The sequence below is a fragment of the Epilithonimonas pallida genome (assembly GCF_900182975.1).
GTDB classification, from domain to species: Bacteria; Bacteroidota; Bacteroidia; order Flavobacteriales; family Weeksellaceae; genus Epilithonimonas; species Epilithonimonas pallida.
The window spans coordinates 63,809-83,079 of sequence record NZ_FXUO01000006.1 but is presented as its reverse complement, the minus strand read 5'-3'; the positions used below and the strand labels follow the sequence as shown (position 1 = coordinate 83,079).

Here is a 19,271-nt window from a genome sequence, read left to right as displayed (position 1 = left end):
TTATGATTATTTTTTCGTATTTCTAAGAGCAGCCTTTGTCAAAACAAGATTATAGGCCTTCTGCATATCACCAATTGAATCTGCAAGGCCTAATGAAATTGCTTCTTTTGCGTAGTAGGTTTTTCCGTGAAGCGTATCTTCCTTCACATTTGGTCGGTTAGTTTTTACCCCATTTTGAAATGCAATTGCCAGCGGTTCTAGCTTTGCTTCCAAAAGCTCAGGCTTTCCATTTATAGCATCCAGGAAATCCTGATTTTTATCCTGAGATTGTTTCGGTCGAATGACAATGATCTCGTTTGTTGGTTTTTCAAACATGATCTGTGCACCAATACTTCCAACTTCTGCAGTAAGGTCATTGGCCATCATGATATGATCGGATAATTCGCAGGCGGTCCAATAATGGAGAGAGCATGCGCGCTCTACCAATGCGACAACAGGTTTTGTGAGTTGAGATTTAAGGGCAAGAAATAAAGGCATTGCATCAGCGTTACCGCCAGGACCATCAAAGAAAGCGATATGACCTTTGATCTCTGCATTTGCATCAGCTTTACGGAACTCCTGGCAGATATAGTCAGCGCCATAATTGCACATCCCGGAACGCTTAGTCATTTCACCGATCATTGATATCACAGAAACCTGATCTTCAGTTTTTATTCCGCCTTTTCCATCAGACGTCTGCCTTCCCAAAACAGTGTAACATTCAGCCTTTTCCTGGTTCATTGAACCGCCGGACAAAATATTATCAGCAATCTTTTTGTAAGCTTGAGGATCCGGAGATTCTAATAGCCAGGTCCCATGTAAAATTTCATAGAGAATATTCATAGGACAAAAATCCTATGTGAGTGAAAAAAAATGTGTTACACGAAAAAAAATGAAAGTGTAAACTAAACCTTGGAATTATTTTTGTGAGTGAACTGAAAAAAAAATATGAAATTTTTAGTTGATCCAGAATCTATGGAAAAGTATATCTTTTATTCGGAAGGGGCACTTTGTTTGTGCCGAATAGATTCATTTAAACCTCTAATTTTTAAAGAAATATTCTATAATGGCAGTATTTATGACTATAATGAAAAGCCAAGGGTATTTAAGGAAATGGAAGAGTTTGCGTTGAAGAAAGCTGAAGAATTTGAGAATAGATTTTAAAAAAAATGGTAACGACATCTTTGCCGTTACCACTAATACTCTGAATTAAAATTATAAACTATTTTACCGATCTTTCAAAAGTTAAATAATACTCTTCTCCTGGAGAAAAATAATCTGCAGCTTGCGTTTCGTTGTCAATTCTAATCACTAATCGTCCAGAAGGAGTATATTTTGAAAACTGTTTATTTTCTTCACTTCCATTTATAACTGGAGAAAGAGTTGCTTCTTTAGATGTTTCAAAATTAGTAACTGCTTCACACTTGAATTTTGCTTTTACTTGTTTCATTGTTTTAAAATTTATAGTTAATTAAAATTATTTTTTAAATTTCTTATAAGCGACAGCCATTCGCTTATCATATTCGTTTATATGAAAATTCTTACCATTATAGATCCTGGCGAAATCAGACCAACGTTTATCTCTAAGTTCGTCATCTAGCTTGTTTGCTTTAATGAATTGTACAAATGCTTTTAATTGATCCGCTTCGCTGCGATACATCGCATTAATGAAATCCTGAAGAGTAGAAAAACCGACCATTGCAAAGTTGAATCCCATTATCTGGAATCTTCCCCAACTTGCAGATTTAAGCGCTGCAGTTCTATCAAGCTTCGCAGCTTTTTCTAATCTTAAATGTTCGTTTTTTGTATAACCTCCTGGTCTTTCGTTGGAGATATCCGGATATTCTTTAGAATATTTCTCCTTGGTAAACTCGTTAAATTTATGCCTTTCAAATAAGATTTTTGGCTTTCCGTCCGATTGAAAACCTCCATCTAAGCTTTCAACTTCTGCAACCGCTTTTATGGCCGCTACCTCACAATTCAACTCTTTAGCCGCATTGACGTAATCTTGTTCTGTAAGTGGTGTTTTCATTTTTTTATAGATAATTTGATTAAGGGTATTGTGATCATTCCGGCAAAGTATAGCAAAACATATAACCACCATGAATCTCTTTTGCTTTCGGTTTCTTTGTGTTTGAAGTAGGTTTTATTCCTTACCACATCGTAATTGTGATAAACATTCCAATTGCGATAGATATCCCAATACCTGTAAACAGTTTTCACAATGGTTTTTTCTTCTTTGTTGTTTATTTTTACATCAGCTTCTCCGGTAAACACGATACCGTTATATGATAAACTAAAAGGTGTTCCTTTAGATGTGATTTCGAGATCTGTGTTTTTTAGGAATTGAGATAAATCGGTTGAAGATTCTCCACCATTCTCAGATGATGTTTTTGAATTACCTGATGACTCATTTTTTTTAAATTCATCAGATTTGTTAGTTTCAGTATTGGTTTTACGTAAACCACCACAGGATAGCAGAAAGACACTAATTAGCAGGTAAATTATTTTTTTCATCTTGTTTTTCTTTTTCAGTTTTCATAAATTCTAAAATCTTTACAAAGCCGTCTTCCTTTTTTTCCAATACTTCAAGGATATCTCGAAAAGTAGCATCTGTACGTCTTCTTAATTTATCTTCAGCTTTTTCACGGACAGACTTCCATTCTGTGAAAATCAAAGCCAAAGCACACAGTAAAGTAATAACCGGCATAACGGCTAAGGGAAAAGGTAAATAGAAAGACAAAGGATTTAGCGCATCGAACATTAATGCAAAAAATAGCATAGCGAAGTAGTATACAAATTTGTGAATACTTCTGCGATATCCTTCTGAAGATCTTTGTTCTCCAAGTTGTTTTGCTTTTTTAATTCCAAATCCCAAGTCTATAACCATCGCTAAAAGTACGGCTGCCCAGGCTCCGCAGACAATGAACAATTTTATCCATATTGCTGCGTAATCGTGTTTAATAAGTTCTACTATCATAATTATTGTTTGTTCATTTAATTATATTCGTCGAGCATTGATGTGTCTTCAATTCCAATTGCTGCAGTCATTAGAATTAAATCTGATTTTGTGCCGGTTAAAAAGTCAGATTCTCCAATCGAAAGTGTTGTTTCAGTTTTTTCCATAACTGAGATAATCTGACCGTTGTAGATAACTACGATGTACTTTTGCATGATAATATATTAAGGGATTAATGTTTGAGTGGTTGTTCCGCCTGCTGTTCCTGTAATCGTTATAGACCACTTATAATTTTTCGCAATAACATATAACTTTTCTAATGGGGATGCCGGCGTACCGTTCGCTGAATTCAACACAAAATCTGTTGGAGCTTGGAAGGTTCCGGACGGTCTTGGCGTGTATTTAGTATAAGCCCCGCCGAAATTCCTTAACGATAATGTGATACCTCGCAATGGAACTGTTGTTATTGTTCCCGGTGTCTGATTGGTTGTAATCTGGTTATACAGATTATCAATAAAAGTATCGACTTCGCTCACTGTACCAAAAACAGAACCTAAGTAAAGGTTTTTCAGTTTTGCGTTTAATTCTAAGCCTATAACTTGAGTTGTAGGAAACGTTGTACTGCCAATTATGCCTTCCGAATATAGATTTACCAGATTAGACATCTCTCCGATACCATAACCCCAGGATGTCATATTGCAACCGCCGTTTGAACCACCTGTTACCAACGCAACCTGTTTTCCTAATGATAAGGACGTAATTTGAGCACATTTTCCTATATTATCAGGAATGGTTGTGGATCCTGTAACGTCTAAATTCCTCAACATTGAACAATCTTTCAGGTTTGAAGGAAAAGTTGTTGTACTTTTTGTTGCTCCATTGATTGAAAAACTGACCAATCCCTGAATATTGATTAAATTTTCAAGTTTATTAGTTGTTCCATTTGAGAAGTTAAATGTTGAACCTCCTAACAATAATGTATTGATTCTTGATCTTGATATCGAATCAGGTAAAGCCGTAATTGTATTACCGGTTGCTTGTAGTTTAAAGTTAGTGTAGATACCGCCTTTAAAAGAGTTTAAAGTCGCAAAATTCATTTGACCAAGATCTAATGTGTCAAGTTTATAAAGCCCGATATTACCGATAAAATCACCATAAAAGTACATGTAGTCCGACACAATAGATGTAATTTTCCAAGGATATTCAAACCATATTTTTACGATTTTTGAGTTACTATTCGGATAAGTTTTTAATGGTCCGTTTGACGTTACCCATGACCAATTACCGGTGAAGCTTTGAGTAAAAACACTGCTGCCATCGCCAAAGTCAATATAGATAATGTTGTTTCCAGAATTTGTGAAAATTAAGGTCCCATAATACTGATCTGTAGGCGCTCTCTTTGATGGTGGAAAAGCGGTAAACCTGACATCAAACTCCAAAGCCGGCAATGTGTACAATCCCAACGGAACCTTATTTGTATCAGTAATAATGTCGTTATTAAGTCTAATCATTACGCATCAGTTAAGGTTATATATTTCCAATAATTTCCAACGCGGTAATATATTCTGCTTGGTACTAGATTTGGGAAATCAACACGATCAACTGTATATGCTGCCAAATCAGTTAATGTTGGATTAACAGCTAAATCACTGACTGCTTTATATGGAGTTGTTGGATATTCAGTCAGACCACCACTGGCGTCTTTTCCCACGACTTTTGCAGGTACATTGCTTGCAACGGAAGCCGCAGACAAACTACCATCTGGATTGATCTGTGCTAAGCGGTAACCACTGCCAGGCAATTTATCGACTTTATTACCCAAAGCGTTTGTGGTTGCGTAATTTGCGCTTAGATAGGTTGCCAAATCCAAACGTCTGGTTACACCTGATGCATCAGTAATTATAACATACTTATAAGTTGCATCCGGAGCGGTGATATTTGTCGTTGTGATCTGATATCTATTTGCCAATCCGGCTGTAAGATCTACATTGGTTGCATAACTCATTGATGTCACCCAGCTTTGAACCGCTGACATTGTGGTTTTCCCAGCAATCTCAGCATTTTTAGCTGCAGATAATCTTAGTTGACTATTAAAACCATTCCCTTCTAAAGTTGGATCTGTTGTCACACCTTCAAATGGAGTGCTATTCCCGATATCAAGTATATCGATCAGATCAGTGTCCGGATTGTATTGAACCCAAACTGCTTTTTTAGATTTTAATGTATAAGGTGTACCATTATATGAAAACCCTTTTTTCAGACCGTCTGTTGACGAAGCTTCTATCAAGATATTAGTACCTGTGATATTATAGATTAGGAATTTAATAGCACGGGAACCGGCGGATTCAAACATGATTCCACCAATTTTTGTAGTGCCTGATCCTACACCTGTGACAAGGCCTTTATAAATGAGAAAACTTTGGCTTTTTCCTGAGTATTGAAGATTGAATGTGGATCCAACAGTAAAGATACTTCTGGTCCAGTTATCTTCATCTTTCTCTTTAAAGCCTTCCAAAGTTGCAGGATCTATTGCCGGACCTTCATCTGTTACGATAATTCTTCTGATAAAAAGAGATCCTTCCGGAAGTATTGGCTCTACAGCTTCATCACCTTCAACACCCTGAGCTAAATAAAACAACTCAGTTGTAGGAAGCGCATAAACATTTAACACTTTTATTTTCCCTGTACTTACAGGTATGAAAGGCAATGGCGTTGCCTGAGTTGTACTTTTTTCTACACCGTTAAAAATAACAGTGTTTGTTCCCGAGCTGTGCAAGCCGACTATTACTGAATTAGAAGAAGCTGTGATATCTCCGATGGTTTTAACCCTTGTAGAATCATCAACAAAAAATCCATCCGGAGTCACCAGAACCCGATACAAAAATGCATAATCCGGATAATTCAGAATATTCGGTTCAATGGCGAATTTACCAGCCGCACCAGGAAGAATGAAAATACCTCCGGCACTATTTCCAAAAATGTAATCGATACGGAATTTTCCATTTTCAACAGGATCCACAAAAATGTTCTCAGGATTTGTCGATGTGATATCACTTCCGTTTATTCTCCAATGATTGAAACCTGAAGGATGTATATCAATGCTGATTTGATCATCATTTTGAGTGATGTCTCCGATCTTTATAAAACCGGTAGATATCTTACTTGTTTCCTCAACATACTTATTGCCGTCTTTATCATAGATTATGGAATAAAATTTTCCATCTTTACAAACATCAAACTGAACAGGCTTCGCAAATTGTGCAAGCTGTTCAGATGTTGGTTCTTTATCAACCAGATAGATATGTCCGCTTTTGTACATATTAGATTCCGATAATATCAATTAATGGTACACAATCACAATTACCGGCATTACTTCCAGGATCTTGCGCTCCGATGTCTTCGGGATTATAAAAAATAAAAGGCCTTTTGGATTTTTTAGCAGCGATCAGATTCACCTCACAAAGACTGGAATCTTTATCTTCAGATATTTTCCCGGTCAAAAACAAAGGATTGCTTTTGGTTCCGATGATTTTATAATTATCACCACAATTTTTTTGAATGGCTATAAATGCTGAATTGATGTTGTTATGCATCCATTCTGATATCTGCAGTCTGGTTCCGGGGAAACTTCCGTTGACCGTAGGTTTCCAACCTTTAACTCCGATATCGCCTTCGATGTCTGAAGATAACTTTTGAGTTGATGGAGTTAGATAAAGGCTGTAAAATTCAGCACCATTCATCAACTGGATCTCATTGATTGCTAAAACACCACGCTCATTGGTTTCGGGAAGTGATACAATATCATCAGCATAAACCAGTACCAGGTCTTTTTTTGCAACCGGTAATGATCTGTCTTTTGACGTTTTTGAAACACTAAATCTCAAGGCTTTTTATTTGACACAAAAATGCTGGTGCTTTGAAAAAAAATGTGTTACACGAAAACGAAAAACCATACTGACCGAAAACAGTATGGTTATTAAAACTACATTTAAATATAGATGAGCATTTTTTTCGGTTTTATTATTTGAACTGATTCCAGGAAGAAATAGAACCAGGAAAATTTTTCATTGCAACTGAAATAATTTTATTTGATTTGATTGATTGTATTACCCGGAGATAAGATATATTGAGGCTGTAAGGAATTTGTACTTCAAGAAATCTAATTCTGTCTTGGAGTGTAATTCCTAGTTTCTTCAATCTCCTCTTGGAATAAAATGGCTTTTTCATATTATTAATCCTTCCCGGTAAGTATTTCATATAAGCGACATATGAAAATTGCAACTATAACTGCTCCAAAGTAAACAGTAAAAAAGTTATCCTCTTGTTTTATAAATTCTAAAAATTCACTCATTATCCTAATGTTTTTTTGTTAAGTTGAATTGATTTATGAAGATTGGCAAAGCAGCCTTTTTTCAGATTGTTATAGTAAAGCATCCGCATCTGATTTTCGGAGAATCCATATTCCAGCATATCATACTCATCCAAAAGAGATCTGATCGCCGTTCTTACTCCCTGATGTTTTTTTTTAGTATCGCTCCTGGCATTTCTGATTTTATACGAATGAACAAAACCTTTGACATATGACTGGAAGAATAACATAAAGCCGTGACTCAGGAATTTGTAAAATTCCTCTAGCTCTTCAAAAGTCAGATCAATTTGGAATTCTCCCTTCAGCTGATGCTCCATAATGTTAACAGAGTAAGCTCTCTTAACTCCAATTTTTTTTGAGTAGATCAGGATCTGATAATCCTTTGTTTTGTATTCAGGTTTTATTCTTCTTCTCAGGAACATTCCCAATACGCTATTGGGTTCCACCTTGATATTGGTATAATCTCCTGAAGCTTCAATTACAGAAATACCGTCCATTTCTTTTATAATGAACGGAACAAGATAGCCCGGAACCGATACAGGTAGGATCTGGATCATAGAACAAACAAACTGGATATTGAAAAGTTGACTTCAGTAATTTCATTATTTGATTTAACAGATGACACCAAAGGGGCATTGCTAAATATATCGTTCTGATACATCACTAATGTTCGTAAGTCTGTATAAATTACAACAGCTCCGGTTTTTTTGATAAACTGCTTATCAAATTCCGTAACATAAGATGTAGATGTAAATTGAAATTCGTGGGACCAAAATTCTCCGGCTGCTACTGTCTTTTTTTCAGAAATAAATTTAGCCGTTCCTATTGTATGTTCAAAAGGAGAAAAGGATTCTGCAAGGTCCAAAATCTGATTCCTGGTGATACCTTTCGGTAAATGTTCAGAAGGAATCAATTTGAATGATTGGACATCTAACCATTCTGAGTTCAAATGACTTAAGTTTTTTACAAATATAGTAAATTAATAATTTACAAAGTAAATTAGTAATTTACTTCCAATATATAAAAAAAGCTTCCAAATCAGGAAGCTTTTTTGTTGAATAAAGAAAATCTATTTCTCCATAGAGAAAATCTCGTAAATAAAATTTTCCATTGTAGGAGCAACAAATTTGAATAGCTGCTTTTTATCTTCTGGAATTTGATCTTCAGATATCGTAAGGAAATGAATGATTCCTGCCGGAATATCTAAAACTTCGGCTATTTTTTCCAATGTTTCCGGATTAGGTTGGTAAACACCCTTAATAATCTGCGAAACTGCAGTAGTGCTTTTTCCTATTTTTCCGGCAAGTTCTTTCTGCGAAATATTCTTTCTGTCTAATAGATCTTTTATTACTTCTCCGATTGTCATATTGACTCAATTTTTTGGTGTTGTGAAATATATTATTGCCAAATCTTTTATAATAGTAATCCACTGTAGGATAATATCATAATATTCTTTCTTGGTTAGCCCACCTTTGAGACTATCTCTAAGGTCTTCAAGCTGTGATCTTAATTCACTGTCAAGTTCATGCTTGGAAAGTATTTCATTAAGTTTATTTTTAAATTCTTCCATGATGGTGTAATAATTAAAGAGTTGTAAAATTGTTTTCGTTCAACTTTTAACTCATTATTTTCTTCATCATCGAAGTGGCGGAAGTTATGTTTTAACCTTTGAATCATTTTTCTTTTATCAAAATCAGCTATTAATGATTTTACTCGAGAAAACGATTCAATAATTATTTTAAGGTTTTTTATTTTATTAAATAATTCAGATGTGTAAGCAAATAGACTTTGGATTATTTCAAAAATAATATTCGGTTCTGCTTCTGGCGTATGAATTTCAAAATCATCATATAGATATGATGAGATTTTGTTATGACATTGGTTTGCTTTCAAATATTTGATGCAATGTATCCATTTATCCGTAGATAAATCTGTCTTAGTTTCGATGAAAAAACTATAGAAATTAGAACTACTCCATAGCTCTTTGTTAAGTTCTATATATTTATTTAAAGCTAACTTATGCTCTAATATAGACATGGATTTCGTACTTTTTCTTTTCATAATTTATTTTTTGATAAAGCAAATTTAAGTAAAACTTAAATTAACGTCCAAATATTTTATTATAATTTAATTATTTATTTTTATATACGCTGTAGAACATTAGGTTCCTGCAGAACATAAGCGTACTGTGTAACATCAAATTTATAGTACCATACTCCGGAAGTATTCTTGACATACTCATAAATCTGATCCCACGTCGGTGGAAAATATTTTTCTTTTATCCTTGCCAGATCAGCATCAGAAAATTTATCCCCAAAGTAAACGTGGCCAATCAAAATGCCGGAGAAATAGATTGCAAAAAAATACTCCTTACTTTCTTCGCCATATATCTGCAGAACATCCATGCCTTGGAAGAACTCACAGAAAAGAAGAGGCGATAAACCTATTCTTTTCTGATATAGTTCTTTGAACAGAGGATTGTCTCTATTTTGTTTCATAGCTACAAGTAACCAAAAGCAGCAGCTGCTATTTCTCCAATCTCACATAAGTCTCCTTCAGAATCTTCATCTTCATAAAATTTAGAAATCTTTTCATCTAAAGCTTCCCATTTTTCTACTCTTGACTGAATATACTCTTTCTTTTTTCGATGTACTCTAAATTCTTCGAGTGATAAACCAACATCACCATTTAACATTAGTTCTCTTCTAATTTTCCAAAGAGATTTCATTGCTGCTTCACCTACAGCCTCAAATTCATTTTTTTGTTCTACACTAGAATATTTTCCAAAAACAACAAAGTGAGCGTGGAGTCTAATAATATTCTCAATGTCTTTAAATTCTATTTCCATTTTTTTTTAATTTAAAAATTATACCTATGTTTTTCTATTATTTTTAGTTACCTCCAACCGAAATCATACTTTCTGTACCAGCCATAACACCAGATAATTCAAACCAAGGTTCAGATTCCTCTTCGTCATGATAATTTTCAGCGGTAGCTCTAAAACCCTCGAAATTGTTTCTGACAGTTTCATCAATACTTTCTTCTAATTGGTCCACAGTCATATCTTCAGGAACATAAGCTGAATAGCTTACTACAACAATAATGTGTTTCATGATTTTTTTTATTTTAAAATTATACCTATGTTTTTTGTAAATACATTTCCAACAATGTAAATTATTGATTTACAGAGTTGTAATATTTTGTTTTGTTGGAAGTTGTTGGATTTAAAAATTGATTTCCAACAACTTCCAACGTTTTCCAACAACTTTCCAACAGACTTATTTTATTATTTTATTGATTTTTAATATTTTAGAGTTGTTGGAAGTGTTGGATTTTAAAAATCGCTTTCACACATGTCCAACATAAAAAAAAATAAAAAAGCGGTCTCAAGTTCTTCGCCATACTATCTCGTTAAATACTAATATTATCGGGGGTTGCAGGGGGTGGACTATTAGGAAACAGGCTGGCCATACCTTTTAATTTACTTTCAAGTTCTTCTTTGTTCATATTGAATGAGAATAGAAGATCCTGTTTTGTTTCTGCAGGGAATTTATTTAGATCCAAAACATATCCGGATGTATTGATATCCCTGCCGTTTTCATCTTTACCAAAACGAGTCCCTGACTTTTCCTCTACAAAATATTTCTGCTGTTTGATTAGATTCTGAAGCGTTGCTTTGTTAGGGCACGATTCAGTAAATCGAGGAAACCATTCCGTCTGGATCCTGTTGAAAACTGCAGTAAAACGCAAAATCAATAGATCGCCATCGACCTTGAAATCCGTATTGATATTTAATCGATTCTGCTCGCTTCCACGAAGACACCAGATGAACACATCCCAGAACTTGGTAAATAAAGAAGCTGATTCCAATTTAGCTCTCAGGATCTTCACGAACTCGTCAAATATATCTAGCAGTTCCTTCGAAGTAAAAGGAAAAACAAAGTCATTTGTCTCCTTCAGAATCTCGTGAGTTGCACCGAGAACGGCGTAATTCGTAATAATTCTATCTTCAGCTCCTTTAAATGATTCTCGGCCACTCAGCATTCTTTTGAACATATAGAACTTATCAGAAAAATTTTTCTCGAAAATAGGCCTGTGCCAGATTACTTTGTTCATATATGACGTGATTCCTTCGGTAGTCATTTCCTCCAGCTTCTCAAACTCTTTGCGTTCCTCGAGAGTAAATTTGTTTTTTACCATTTCTCCATAGATAAGCCTGGTCAACAAAGCTTCATCGGTCGGAGCCTGGTTTCCGGCAATTATAGCAGCGCTCAGGATCGGTAAAGATTCTGTAGAAACATTACTATCCAGTGTAGCCTTGGAATATGATCCACGATCCCATAATCCTTTCATCATACCATCGGTTTCCTTGTCGCCATTCATATACTCTGAAAGATGGACCAGGCAATTAGAATATTCTGCGAATAACCTAAGTCTTGCTTTTCCGGTAGATTGGCGATTCTCAAGGTTGATGAAGTTCTTTTTATCGATTCCGAAGAATCCTTTCATTATTCCGAAAAGCTCATCCTTTCCGGTGGAAGGAGGTCCATAAAGAAAGTATTCCGGAAAACCTTTCGAAGTCTCTATGATCAGATCCTGGTGTGCTGCCGCAAAAGCGAACAACATTCCTAAAACTCCGAATTTACCATGCACCTTTTTCATCTGATGTAAATATTCCTCTATCGGATATGGAGTCGATTTCAGAACGCAGCGCTTTTGCTTTTTGTATTTGTAATTATTCTTCCGGTAGATCTCGTTGGCCGATGGAACATAGTAAGTATGTCCATCATAATGGAACATTCCGTTTTTATCAATCGCAATATTTTCTTTTCCCGGAACAGTGACCGTATTGTTCCAAACGTGAAATCCTTCGACATCCCAACCCATTACATCAATCTTTCCTCCAACGCCCATTTTATCATAAAGATAATCCGTAAGCTTATCGAGATCCTTCACATCGCCTTTGAACTTATAATTTCCCTGGCGTGCGCATAGCTTCTTAAAATCCAAAGGAGCCGTCATTGCATCTGCAGGAGCATCAAATATTCTTTCCTCACCTAAGACATTGCATATCTTGATTAATTTGGCTGCAAATTTTTCATCATGCATATGCTGCAATATTTCTATAGAGAAGTTGCTTATACTTTTGAACTGATAAGGTTCTGAAGTATTTGTCTGCATCCAAATCTGATTATCCGATATGAACATTTCATATTTATCAATAATGGGAGCCAGGACATCTACCGGAGTGGTAACACCTCTGGGGATTTCGTATCTTTCATTTTCAGAGTTCAAAACCCTGATCTGATCTGATTCAAACCCTTTAATTAATGAACGGATATGGGCGGGTTTTTGCCGGGATTCTTTTGTAAGCCGGTCAATATACAATTGCTGCAGTGTGAAGTCCGGAATCTTGGATATCGTCTTTGCAATTTCTTTAATTCCGTTGGACATATCAATCTCGTCTCCCTGAAGCTTTTCGAGTAATAACACTTGAAAACCATTGATGATGAAGGGTTGCAGGGAAACAGCCAGACCTTTTAGATTGATGTCATCTGCGTGTTGTCTGGAGTAATCATCCGGATCAACTTTTGGAAGTTGGCAAACATCAACGGAAAAACCGTTTTCCAATAATAATGGCAAATACTTGATAACCGCTTTTTTTCCAGCCCCATCCGGATCAAAACAAATGGTAACTTTCTGGGTAAGCTTTTTGATGATCTTAATGTGACTCATCATAAGAGAAGTACCGCAAGGCGCAATCGTGTTTTCTAACCCGTTCTTTTGCCATGCAATCACATCATTGTAACCTTCTACCAACCAAACACGATTATTCCTCAGTATTGCATTTTTAGCCGAATTAAGTCCATAAAGAACCTGGTCCTTCTTGTAAAGATCATTATCTTTAGGATTCATCCATTTTACAGAATCCTCGGTTCCGGAAAGATCCCTGGAAGCAAATCCGACTATCTGATCCCGGTCATCATAGATTGGATAGACCAGTCTATTCCAGATAGAATCGTTATCCTTATCGTTGACAAGTCCTAACTTTTTTGCAGCATCAACATTGCCAAATGAGGTAAAGTATTCGTAAATGAATTTATTGCCGGGAGCGTATCCTATTTCCCATTCTTTGACATCATTATCACTATACTTTCTTTTTTCGATCTCCAACCAAGCTGGATGAGTTTTTGGAAGTTTCTGCAGCTGATCCTGGAATAATATTTTGAGCGAAAAAAGAAGCTTCCGGAACTCTGCCTGGATCGTTCTTTTTTCTTGGTATATTTTTGTTTCTGTTTCGCTTTCATACTGGATGGTCAGACCTTGGAACCTCGCCAGTTCCTCCACAGCTTCGGCATAATTCAATGCTTTGTAGTCCATTACAAAAGTAATGACGTTCCCGTTCTTTCCGGTGGAATAACAGTTGAAGCGCTGAGTATTTTGCTTAAGCTGACAGCTGGGCGATTTTTCTTCCTTGAATGGTGAGAGACACCAAAAATACGCTCCTTTCTTTTTTACCTCGATGCCATAATGCTGAAACAGGTTGACGATATCAACCTCGCTCAGTAATTTATCTATAAACTCTTTTGAGATGTAACCCATAACCCTCTAATCTTCGTCGTTTTCAATAGCGCATCTTAATTCAAAGCAATCATTTTCGTTGTCCCACATTATTTCATCCTCGGCAGTGAAATATTTTAAATGAATATCTTGCAATGCGCAAAGTCCAATTTCCGTTGATTCATCCGATGCGAAGTTTTCATTATTATATTTCTTGTATTCATCAAAATCTGATATTAATAGACTTAGAATCTCTCTGCTTTTTTCATTATCATAAACTTCAAAAAAAAGAAATTCACCACTTGAATACATATCTCTATCTGCTACCAGATTATCTTTACTTTCAATAAGTTTATTAAGGACCGCTACCGCCTGGTATGAAAAACGATAAAATTCTTCTGTTAAAAAGGAATGTTTCATATTTAAGTTGTTTTATTTTTAGTATATTCTTTAAATGTTTCTTCAAAAATTGATTCTGATTTTTCAAGAATTTTTTCTACAAGCTCACCAATGCTGTCAGCATATAACCATTCAATTCTGCAAATTCCTCCACTCACAGACCATGCTGTTGGTGTATCACTACCTTCCGGAACATAAAAATTACTACACTCAGGAAAATAACATTCAGCTAAAAAACCAGTTTGCTTGTTGTTCAAAATTGAAGAAGCCAATGATGAGTCTTCGATATTTTCTTTTATTATTTCAAAAACATCTTTTTCTTTGCGCCAGTTTAGAGTTTCACAAATTTTTTCACAATCTAGTTCTTGAAAATCCTGGAATGAATGAGATGGTCTATCACGAATTACTTCAGATGGAATAAAAATTAAATTCTCGATATAAGCACTGTGAGCTTGTTCTAATTTTCTAAATAAATATTTGTTCATGACTTATAAGTTTAAAAATGGCAATGGTTTTACGGCAAAACCATATTCTTTGGTTAGTATTTTTATTTCTTTAATGTTTTCAATATCCGGATCTCCCAGTTCGCAAAAGATATTTTTTGATTTCTTTGGGAAAGCAGATTCACCAATTTTGTTCCGTAGCCGGTAGCTGGCATTATACATTCGCTTATTTTTCTTTCTGACTTTTTCCGGAACCGGCGGTTTCTTAGGTTTTAGTTTTACTTCTTTCTGAACTGCCGGGATGTTGAAAAGAGTCTGATGGTAAGTTCTTATTGTGGCCATACTTCAGGTTTTTCGATTTTTTTATACTGATATACCCAAACCCAGGGATTTGCTTTCCAGGAATCTGCGCCGTTAATAACTCGCCATAAAGAAGCAAATGAAGAAATAGGGCTGATGAAATCATAATACTTCTCATAATTTTTGTAAGCATATCCCGGATTTCTGCAAACTGTATAGGAGCTTTCAACACCTTCCGCAATTGCATCTTCTTCGGAAATATCCTGCAAGCGCTCACATCTTACATTGGTAACTTCTAAAAATATTCTTGCAGCTTCTTTTGGCATATGGATAGAAGGTTTCCACGGCCAACAACCGACAAAACTATTATCAGCTTTATAATGAAACCTGATTCCTTCAAAAAATTCAGCCTGGTCACCAACATCAATAAATGTTTCTCTAACCCAAAGTATATCGCCTGGTTGATATTTTGGTTCAATCCAAATTCCTTTTTCATTTTCCTTTAAATAAAAATTGAATACACCATTGATTTGGACATTTCCCAAGCCATATAAGTCAGGATTTTTATTTAATGAACTTAGTCCTTGTGTTCTTCTAGTTTGAGTTTTTCTAACAGCCAGAATAGCCTGTACCATTTCAGTAGAAAAAAGGATTGGTTTGTATTTATTTTCCATAACTACAAGATTTCAGCGATTAAAATATTCTCGTTTTCAAGTGTTTTGCTGCCTTCAGTCAAACAGTACAGGATTCGGTCTTCTGGAGTATTGCCTTGAAAAACAATTTTTTGGACGATGCCAATAACTCCCTTCACTTTTTTTACACCTTCGTACTTGTAATCTCTTTTATTGATCTTCACCGGTTGTCCGGGTTTTAACTCCAGTATTTTCATTGTTTATAATTTTTACGGTTACTTTTTGTGTTTCGCCATTCATTGATATATGGCAGTTGGAAAGGTCAAAGCTTCGGCTAACGTTTTTCCAATCTTCGAAATTGACTTTGAAAGTTTTTTTCATTTCACTAATCCAATAATTTGAAAGAATTTTCCTGATATCCTTTTTCCAAAATTTTAAATTTCAATTGGGAAGCATCAAGAACCGTTTTAGAAACATCAATAATTTGTTTTGCGACTGATTCCATAGCTTCTGCCTTCTTAAGCTCTAATTCCATTTGTTCAGGTGTAAGAGTTTCATCATTCAATCTTTCTATTTGAGCAAATAGATGATCATTAAGATCTCCAAGTTTATTTTTTGCCATATTTTATTTTTTTTATTGTTCTTTTTAATTTGATTTTATTTGCGTAAATCAACACTAAATCTGGATTTTCTAGTAGGTCAGAATTTTTGAATTTAAACTTCTGAACCATTAAATCCCTAACATATGAACTTGATAAGTTTTCCCGACGCCTTCTTTTTGACTCAATTCTTTGTTGATGGTTTTTTTCAATATTCTCTGGCCGCAAAGCATATTCCTTAGCATATTTAATTCTCTCTTTCTTATGTGTCTGGTAATATTCTTTTGATCTCCTTGCTTTTTCTTCCTTTGAACAAAGTTTGCAATAACTTTGAGGTCTATACTTTTGCCGTTTTTTTGAGAAGTATTTGTCAAACTCTTCAATATTTTTGAGGTTTCTGCAAAGTGGACATCTTTTCTCTGTTATGGTGAATTCTGACTTTATTATATCCATATCTTAAGTAGTATGCTTATCTAAAATCTCAAAATATTTTATCCCAAACTTTTTGATGAAAAAACTCTTCATCGAAATCTCTTTATAATCTTCAAATCTTGACTTTAATTTTTTATCAAAAAGCACAATGTCAATAATTCGCTTTCCAAAAAGAACTGAGAGAAAGCCGTCTAAAGGAACTTTAAATCCTACTTTTTCAGATAGTTTATTGATTTCATCCATCAGCCTCTAACTCTTTTTGATTTACACCTGAGTTGACCTCGTAATCTATATTCATTTGATAGATAAGTATCGCCACTGATATAATCATAAACTTCATCATAAGAAACACTTTCAACCATTCTATTATGAATTTCAGGAATTGTCATATCGTTTAGAATAAAGCTTTCCATCTTATCCCTGTCGATTTTTGGGTGTTCTGATTTTGTGAAGTTGTCTCGTTCATATTCTTTTGATGTAGCACGATAATTTGGTTCAATATGTTTTATTCCAATAAAAGACATGTCTTTTCCTTCCTGATAAGCATCACTGATATGCTTGTAATAGAGACCATAATCCGTTGCATTTCTTTTGGTGAGATTTATTTTTGTGCCGTTAAAATATTCGATATTGTAGCCATCCAAAACACCTTTAAACGTCTTTGATTTGGCCAAATAATAGCCGACTGTAATCCTGTGAAAATTCATTTTTCTAGCGATAGAAGATATTGACATTCCATTTTCTGCAAGTTTTACCATTTCTGCCATTAAATCATCCGAAACTCTTGATATTTTTTGGACATTTCTCGGTGCTCCAAGCAATACTCCTTCTCTTTTTCTGACAGCTAGCGCTTCTTTTGTCCGCATTGCAATCATATCTCTTTCAATTTGAGCCGCTAAGGAAAAAGCAAATGCTAAAACAGTAGATTGAATGTTATCACCTAGAACGTAGTTATCTTTTACAGTATAAATCATTATCTCATTCTTCATACAGTATTCAAGAATTGACATAACCATCAACATTTTCCGTCCTAACCTAGATAACTCAGAACAAACTATGATGTCACCTTTTTGACATTTTTTCATTAAAACTCCTAGTTGACGTTTTTCTGGATCTTTTGTCCCGGAAACACCATCATCAGAAATCCAATCTTCTATTTCCCATTCTTTTGATTTTGCGAAATCAAGAACTCCACTCTTTTGATTGTTTACATCTTGTTCATCAGAAGAAACTCGTAAGTAGCCGTAAATCATAATTTAATTTTTGCAGATTTCGTTATACGGAAAAAACCTTTTGTTGATATCAAAGTTTTTATCTCTGTAGATAGTATCGATCCGTTGATTGGATCTTTCTTCTAGAATTAATAGATGTTCAGAAGAAACCATATGGTATTTAAACATCATTTTATATTTTGCTGCTAAGCGTATTAGATCTTCATCGCTTTTTGATTGAGATATTTTATCTATCAATAATTGAATGTCAACCGATATCAGAGCACCAAATTTTATCAACGGAACGTTATTAATAAGACCATTACTTTTTAAAGTCAGAAGAGAAAAAACAACATTCAGTTTTTGAGATTTTGGCAAATTCAAAAATTTAGCTGCTTCGTGGTGGATGTCAATATTTAAATAAATTTGTTTCATAATATAAAGCCCCGTTGCCGGGGCAGGGTAGTAGATAAGCAAATCCCGCCGCTTAGCAGATGCCAAGTAAAACGCCTATGCTGGCAAGCTCTTGCTTACAGTTAATATTTCCTAATTTTTGATACAGCCGGGTTCTGAAAACATTAAAGCTTCCTTCTGGCATACCGAGCTCCTGACAGACAACAGAATTCTTCATATCTGTTGACATAAGGCGAACCGCCTTTACTTCCAATGAATTCAATTCATTACCCTTGTAAACAATAGGTTTACAGATAATGTTTTCTCCAACACAATTACCGCGTTGTGAACAATCACGATGATCATGATTGGCAACAGTTCCACATTCTGATACATCCGGAATATGGTTAAGACCACCAAACCTGCATTTTGCTACTTGTTTGATCTGTGCTTGAATATTGCCTGGCCACCAATGCTCCAGAACAATTCTTAATTTTTGTTCTGAATCAATAATTTCTCTAATAAAAGAAGTTTCAGAAGAATCGAGCTCATCAAATTCTTTTACCTGTCCATCTTTTATTGCCATTATTCGGTCCTCTTCCTCGAGGACGAAGAGTTCCAGACTGCCGTCACGCATACCTGGAAAAAGTCGCTTTGCGTTCATACTTTAAAATTTATGGGTTTAGTAATTTTTTGGTTTCAACCGCGACATCATACATCGCTCTTATTATCGCTATCTTACCCTTACGGTTTCTCTTTACCATCCTTACATTACTAGGCTTAACCAGAGGAATTTTTCTTATTACCTCTTGAGTATAATTTGCAGGTAAATATTCATCTATAACTTCCCACATTTTTTCGATATCCGAATCAATATTTCGGGTTGTCTTGATTTTGTTTACATTTGTCATAAATAAACGTCAATAATTATTTTCAAATGTAAATAAATAATTTACATTGTAAATAAATAATTTACAAAATTCTTTGGAAAAAA

Annotated in this window: 29 protein-coding genes; 1 reads left to right on the top strand and 28 read right to left on the bottom strand. The window is 34.9% G+C overall.

What is annotated here, in order from left to right; all coding sequences use genetic code 11:
• Nucleotides 1–6: 6 nt before the first annotated feature.
• Nucleotides 7–822, bottom strand: coding sequence for a Clp protease/crotonase-like domain-containing protein (locus tag QOL71_RS12695; RefSeq protein WP_283417278.1), 816 nt, complete (start codon nucleotides 820–822; stop codon nucleotides 7–9).
• Nucleotides 823–927: 105 nt separating this feature from the next.
• On the opposite strand from QOL71_RS12695, the gene QOL71_RS12690 reads away from it, so the two are divergent.
• Entirely contained in the window at nucleotides 928–1,143 is a 216-nt protein-coding gene (locus QOL71_RS12690; RefSeq protein WP_283417277.1) for a hypothetical protein, read from the top strand.
• A 58-nt stretch (nucleotides 1,144–1,201) separates the two neighbouring features.
• Here the strand turns inward: QOL71_RS12690 and QOL71_RS12685 are convergent, their stop codons facing one another.
• The 27 genes from QOL71_RS12685 to QOL71_RS12555 form a co-directional block, all read right to left on the bottom strand.
• A complete protein-coding gene (locus QOL71_RS12685; RefSeq protein ID WP_283417276.1) occupies nucleotides 1,202–1,429 on the bottom strand; it encodes a hypothetical protein in 228 nt (75 codons plus the stop codon).
• A 27-nt stretch (nucleotides 1,430–1,456) separates the two neighbouring features.
• Complete coding sequence (locus tag QOL71_RS12680; protein ID WP_283417275.1) at nucleotides 1,457–2,011, bottom strand: N-acetylmuramidase family protein; 555 nt, start codon at nucleotides 2,009–2,011, stop codon at nucleotides 1,457–1,459.
• Nucleotides 2,008–2,496 carry a hypothetical protein gene (locus QOL71_RS12675; protein WP_283417274.1) on the bottom strand — a complete coding sequence of 163 codons (489 nt, stop codon included), beginning with the start codon at nucleotides 2,494–2,496 and terminating at the stop codon, nucleotides 2,008–2,010. The genes QOL71_RS12680 and QOL71_RS12675 overlap by 4 nt, the downstream gene beginning before the upstream one ends.
• Nucleotides 2,468–2,959 carry a phage holin family protein gene (locus tag QOL71_RS12670; RefSeq protein WP_283417273.1) on the bottom strand — a complete coding sequence of 164 codons (492 nt, stop codon included), beginning with the start codon at nucleotides 2,957–2,959 and terminating at the stop codon, nucleotides 2,468–2,470. Before QOL71_RS12670 ends, QOL71_RS12675 begins: the two co-directional genes overlap by 29 nt.
• A gap of 17 nt (nucleotides 2,960–2,976) precedes the next feature.
• A complete protein-coding gene (locus tag QOL71_RS12665; RefSeq protein WP_283417272.1) occupies nucleotides 2,977–3,153 on the bottom strand; it encodes a hypothetical protein in 177 nt (58 codons plus the stop codon).
• A gap of 9 nt (nucleotides 3,154–3,162) precedes the next feature.
• Nucleotides 3,163–4,449, bottom strand: coding sequence for a hypothetical protein (locus QOL71_RS12660; RefSeq protein ID WP_283417271.1), 1,287 nt, complete (start codon nucleotides 4,447–4,449; stop codon nucleotides 3,163–3,165).
• The gene (locus QOL71_RS12655) at nucleotides 4,449–6,257 is read right to left on the bottom strand and encodes a hypothetical protein (RefSeq protein WP_283417270.1); all 1,809 of its coding nucleotides are present in this window, start codon (nucleotides 6,255–6,257) and stop codon (nucleotides 4,449–4,451) included. The genes QOL71_RS12660 and QOL71_RS12655 overlap by 1 nt, the downstream gene beginning before the upstream one ends.
• 1 nt (nucleotide 6,258) lies before the next feature.
• Nucleotides 6,259–6,822, bottom strand: a complete 564-nt coding sequence (locus QOL71_RS12650; protein WP_283417269.1) for a hypothetical protein — start codon at nucleotides 6,820–6,822, stop codon at nucleotides 6,259–6,261.
• Between the two features lie 466 nt (nucleotides 6,823–7,288).
• Nucleotides 7,289–7,864 (bottom strand): hypothetical protein, encoded by a 576-nt coding sequence (locus QOL71_RS12645; protein ID WP_283417268.1) that lies wholly within the window; start codon nucleotides 7,862–7,864, stop codon nucleotides 7,289–7,291.
• A complete protein-coding gene (locus QOL71_RS12640; protein ID WP_283417267.1) occupies nucleotides 7,861–8,256 on the bottom strand; it encodes a hypothetical protein in 396 nt (131 codons plus the stop codon). The genes QOL71_RS12645 and QOL71_RS12640 overlap by 4 nt, the downstream gene beginning before the upstream one ends.
• A gap of 120 nt (nucleotides 8,257–8,376) precedes the next feature.
• On the bottom strand, nucleotides 8,377–8,673 hold the full coding sequence (locus QOL71_RS12635) for a helix-turn-helix domain-containing protein (protein WP_283417266.1): 297 nt from the start codon (nucleotides 8,671–8,673) through the stop codon (nucleotides 8,377–8,379).
• A gap of 140 nt (nucleotides 8,674–8,813) precedes the next feature.
• Nucleotides 8,814–9,368, bottom strand: coding sequence for a hypothetical protein (locus QOL71_RS12630; protein WP_283417265.1), 555 nt, complete (start codon nucleotides 9,366–9,368; stop codon nucleotides 8,814–8,816).
• A gap of 80 nt (nucleotides 9,369–9,448) precedes the next feature.
• The gene (locus tag QOL71_RS12625; protein WP_283417264.1) at nucleotides 9,449–9,805 is read right to left on the bottom strand and encodes a hypothetical protein; all 357 of its coding nucleotides are present in this window, start codon (nucleotides 9,803–9,805) and stop codon (nucleotides 9,449–9,451) included.
• A 2-nt stretch (nucleotides 9,806–9,807) separates the two neighbouring features.
• A complete protein-coding gene (locus QOL71_RS12620) occupies nucleotides 9,808–10,155 on the bottom strand; it encodes a hypothetical protein (RefSeq protein WP_283417263.1) in 348 nt (115 codons plus the stop codon).
• 43 nt (nucleotides 10,156–10,198) lie between these two features.
• A complete protein-coding gene (locus tag QOL71_RS12615; RefSeq protein ID WP_283417262.1) occupies nucleotides 10,199–10,420 on the bottom strand; it encodes a hypothetical protein in 222 nt (73 codons plus the stop codon).
• A 298-nt stretch (nucleotides 10,421–10,718) separates the two neighbouring features.
• Entirely contained in the window at nucleotides 10,719–13,910 is a 3,192-nt protein-coding gene (gene dnaG, locus QOL71_RS12610; protein ID WP_283417261.1) for a DNA primase, read from the bottom strand.
• Between the two features lie 6 nt (nucleotides 13,911–13,916).
• A complete protein-coding gene (locus QOL71_RS12605; RefSeq protein WP_283417260.1) occupies nucleotides 13,917–14,288 on the bottom strand; it encodes a hypothetical protein in 372 nt (123 codons plus the stop codon).
• 2 nt (nucleotides 14,289–14,290) lie between these two features.
• The gene (locus tag QOL71_RS12600) at nucleotides 14,291–14,752 is read right to left on the bottom strand and encodes a hypothetical protein (RefSeq protein WP_283417259.1); all 462 of its coding nucleotides are present in this window, start codon (nucleotides 14,750–14,752) and stop codon (nucleotides 14,291–14,293) included.
• Nucleotides 14,753–14,755: 3 nt separating this feature from the next.
• On the bottom strand, nucleotides 14,756–15,052 hold the full coding sequence (locus QOL71_RS12595; RefSeq protein WP_283417258.1) for a hypothetical protein: 297 nt from the start codon (nucleotides 15,050–15,052) through the stop codon (nucleotides 14,756–14,758).
• Nucleotides 15,040–15,684, bottom strand: coding sequence for a hypothetical protein (locus QOL71_RS12590; RefSeq protein WP_283417257.1), 645 nt, complete (start codon nucleotides 15,682–15,684; stop codon nucleotides 15,040–15,042). The genes QOL71_RS12595 and QOL71_RS12590 overlap by 13 nt, the downstream gene beginning before the upstream one ends.
• A gap of 2 nt (nucleotides 15,685–15,686) precedes the next feature.
• Nucleotides 15,687–15,899 (bottom strand): hypothetical protein, encoded by a 213-nt coding sequence (locus QOL71_RS12585; RefSeq protein ID WP_283417256.1) that lies wholly within the window; start codon nucleotides 15,897–15,899, stop codon nucleotides 15,687–15,689.
• 128 nt (nucleotides 15,900–16,027) lie between these two features.
• A complete protein-coding gene (locus QOL71_RS12580; RefSeq protein WP_283417255.1) occupies nucleotides 16,028–16,264 on the bottom strand; it encodes a hypothetical protein in 237 nt (78 codons plus the stop codon).
• Nucleotides 16,251–16,694, bottom strand: a complete 444-nt coding sequence (locus tag QOL71_RS12575) for a hypothetical protein (RefSeq protein ID WP_283417254.1) — start codon at nucleotides 16,692–16,694, stop codon at nucleotides 16,251–16,253. The genes QOL71_RS12580 and QOL71_RS12575 overlap by 14 nt, the downstream gene beginning before the upstream one ends.
• Nucleotides 16,695–16,697: 3 nt before the next feature.
• Nucleotides 16,698–16,916 carry a hypothetical protein gene (locus QOL71_RS12570; RefSeq protein WP_283417253.1) on the bottom strand — a complete coding sequence of 73 codons (219 nt, stop codon included), beginning with the start codon at nucleotides 16,914–16,916 and terminating at the stop codon, nucleotides 16,698–16,700.
• Nucleotides 16,916–17,926 (bottom strand): recombinase family protein, encoded by a 1,011-nt coding sequence (locus tag QOL71_RS12565; protein ID WP_283417252.1) that lies wholly within the window; start codon nucleotides 17,924–17,926, stop codon nucleotides 16,916–16,918. Before QOL71_RS12565 ends, QOL71_RS12570 begins: the two co-directional genes overlap by 1 nt.
• A gap of 3 nt (nucleotides 17,927–17,929) precedes the next feature.
• On the bottom strand, nucleotides 17,930–18,319 hold the full coding sequence (locus QOL71_RS12560) for a hypothetical protein (RefSeq protein WP_283417251.1): 390 nt from the start codon (nucleotides 18,317–18,319) through the stop codon (nucleotides 17,930–17,932).
• 52 nt (nucleotides 18,320–18,371) lie between these two features.
• The gene (locus QOL71_RS12555) at nucleotides 18,372–18,941 is read right to left on the bottom strand and encodes a LuxR family transcriptional regulator (protein ID WP_283417250.1); all 570 of its coding nucleotides are present in this window, start codon (nucleotides 18,939–18,941) and stop codon (nucleotides 18,372–18,374) included.
• Nucleotides 18,942–19,271: the final 330 nt, after the last annotated feature.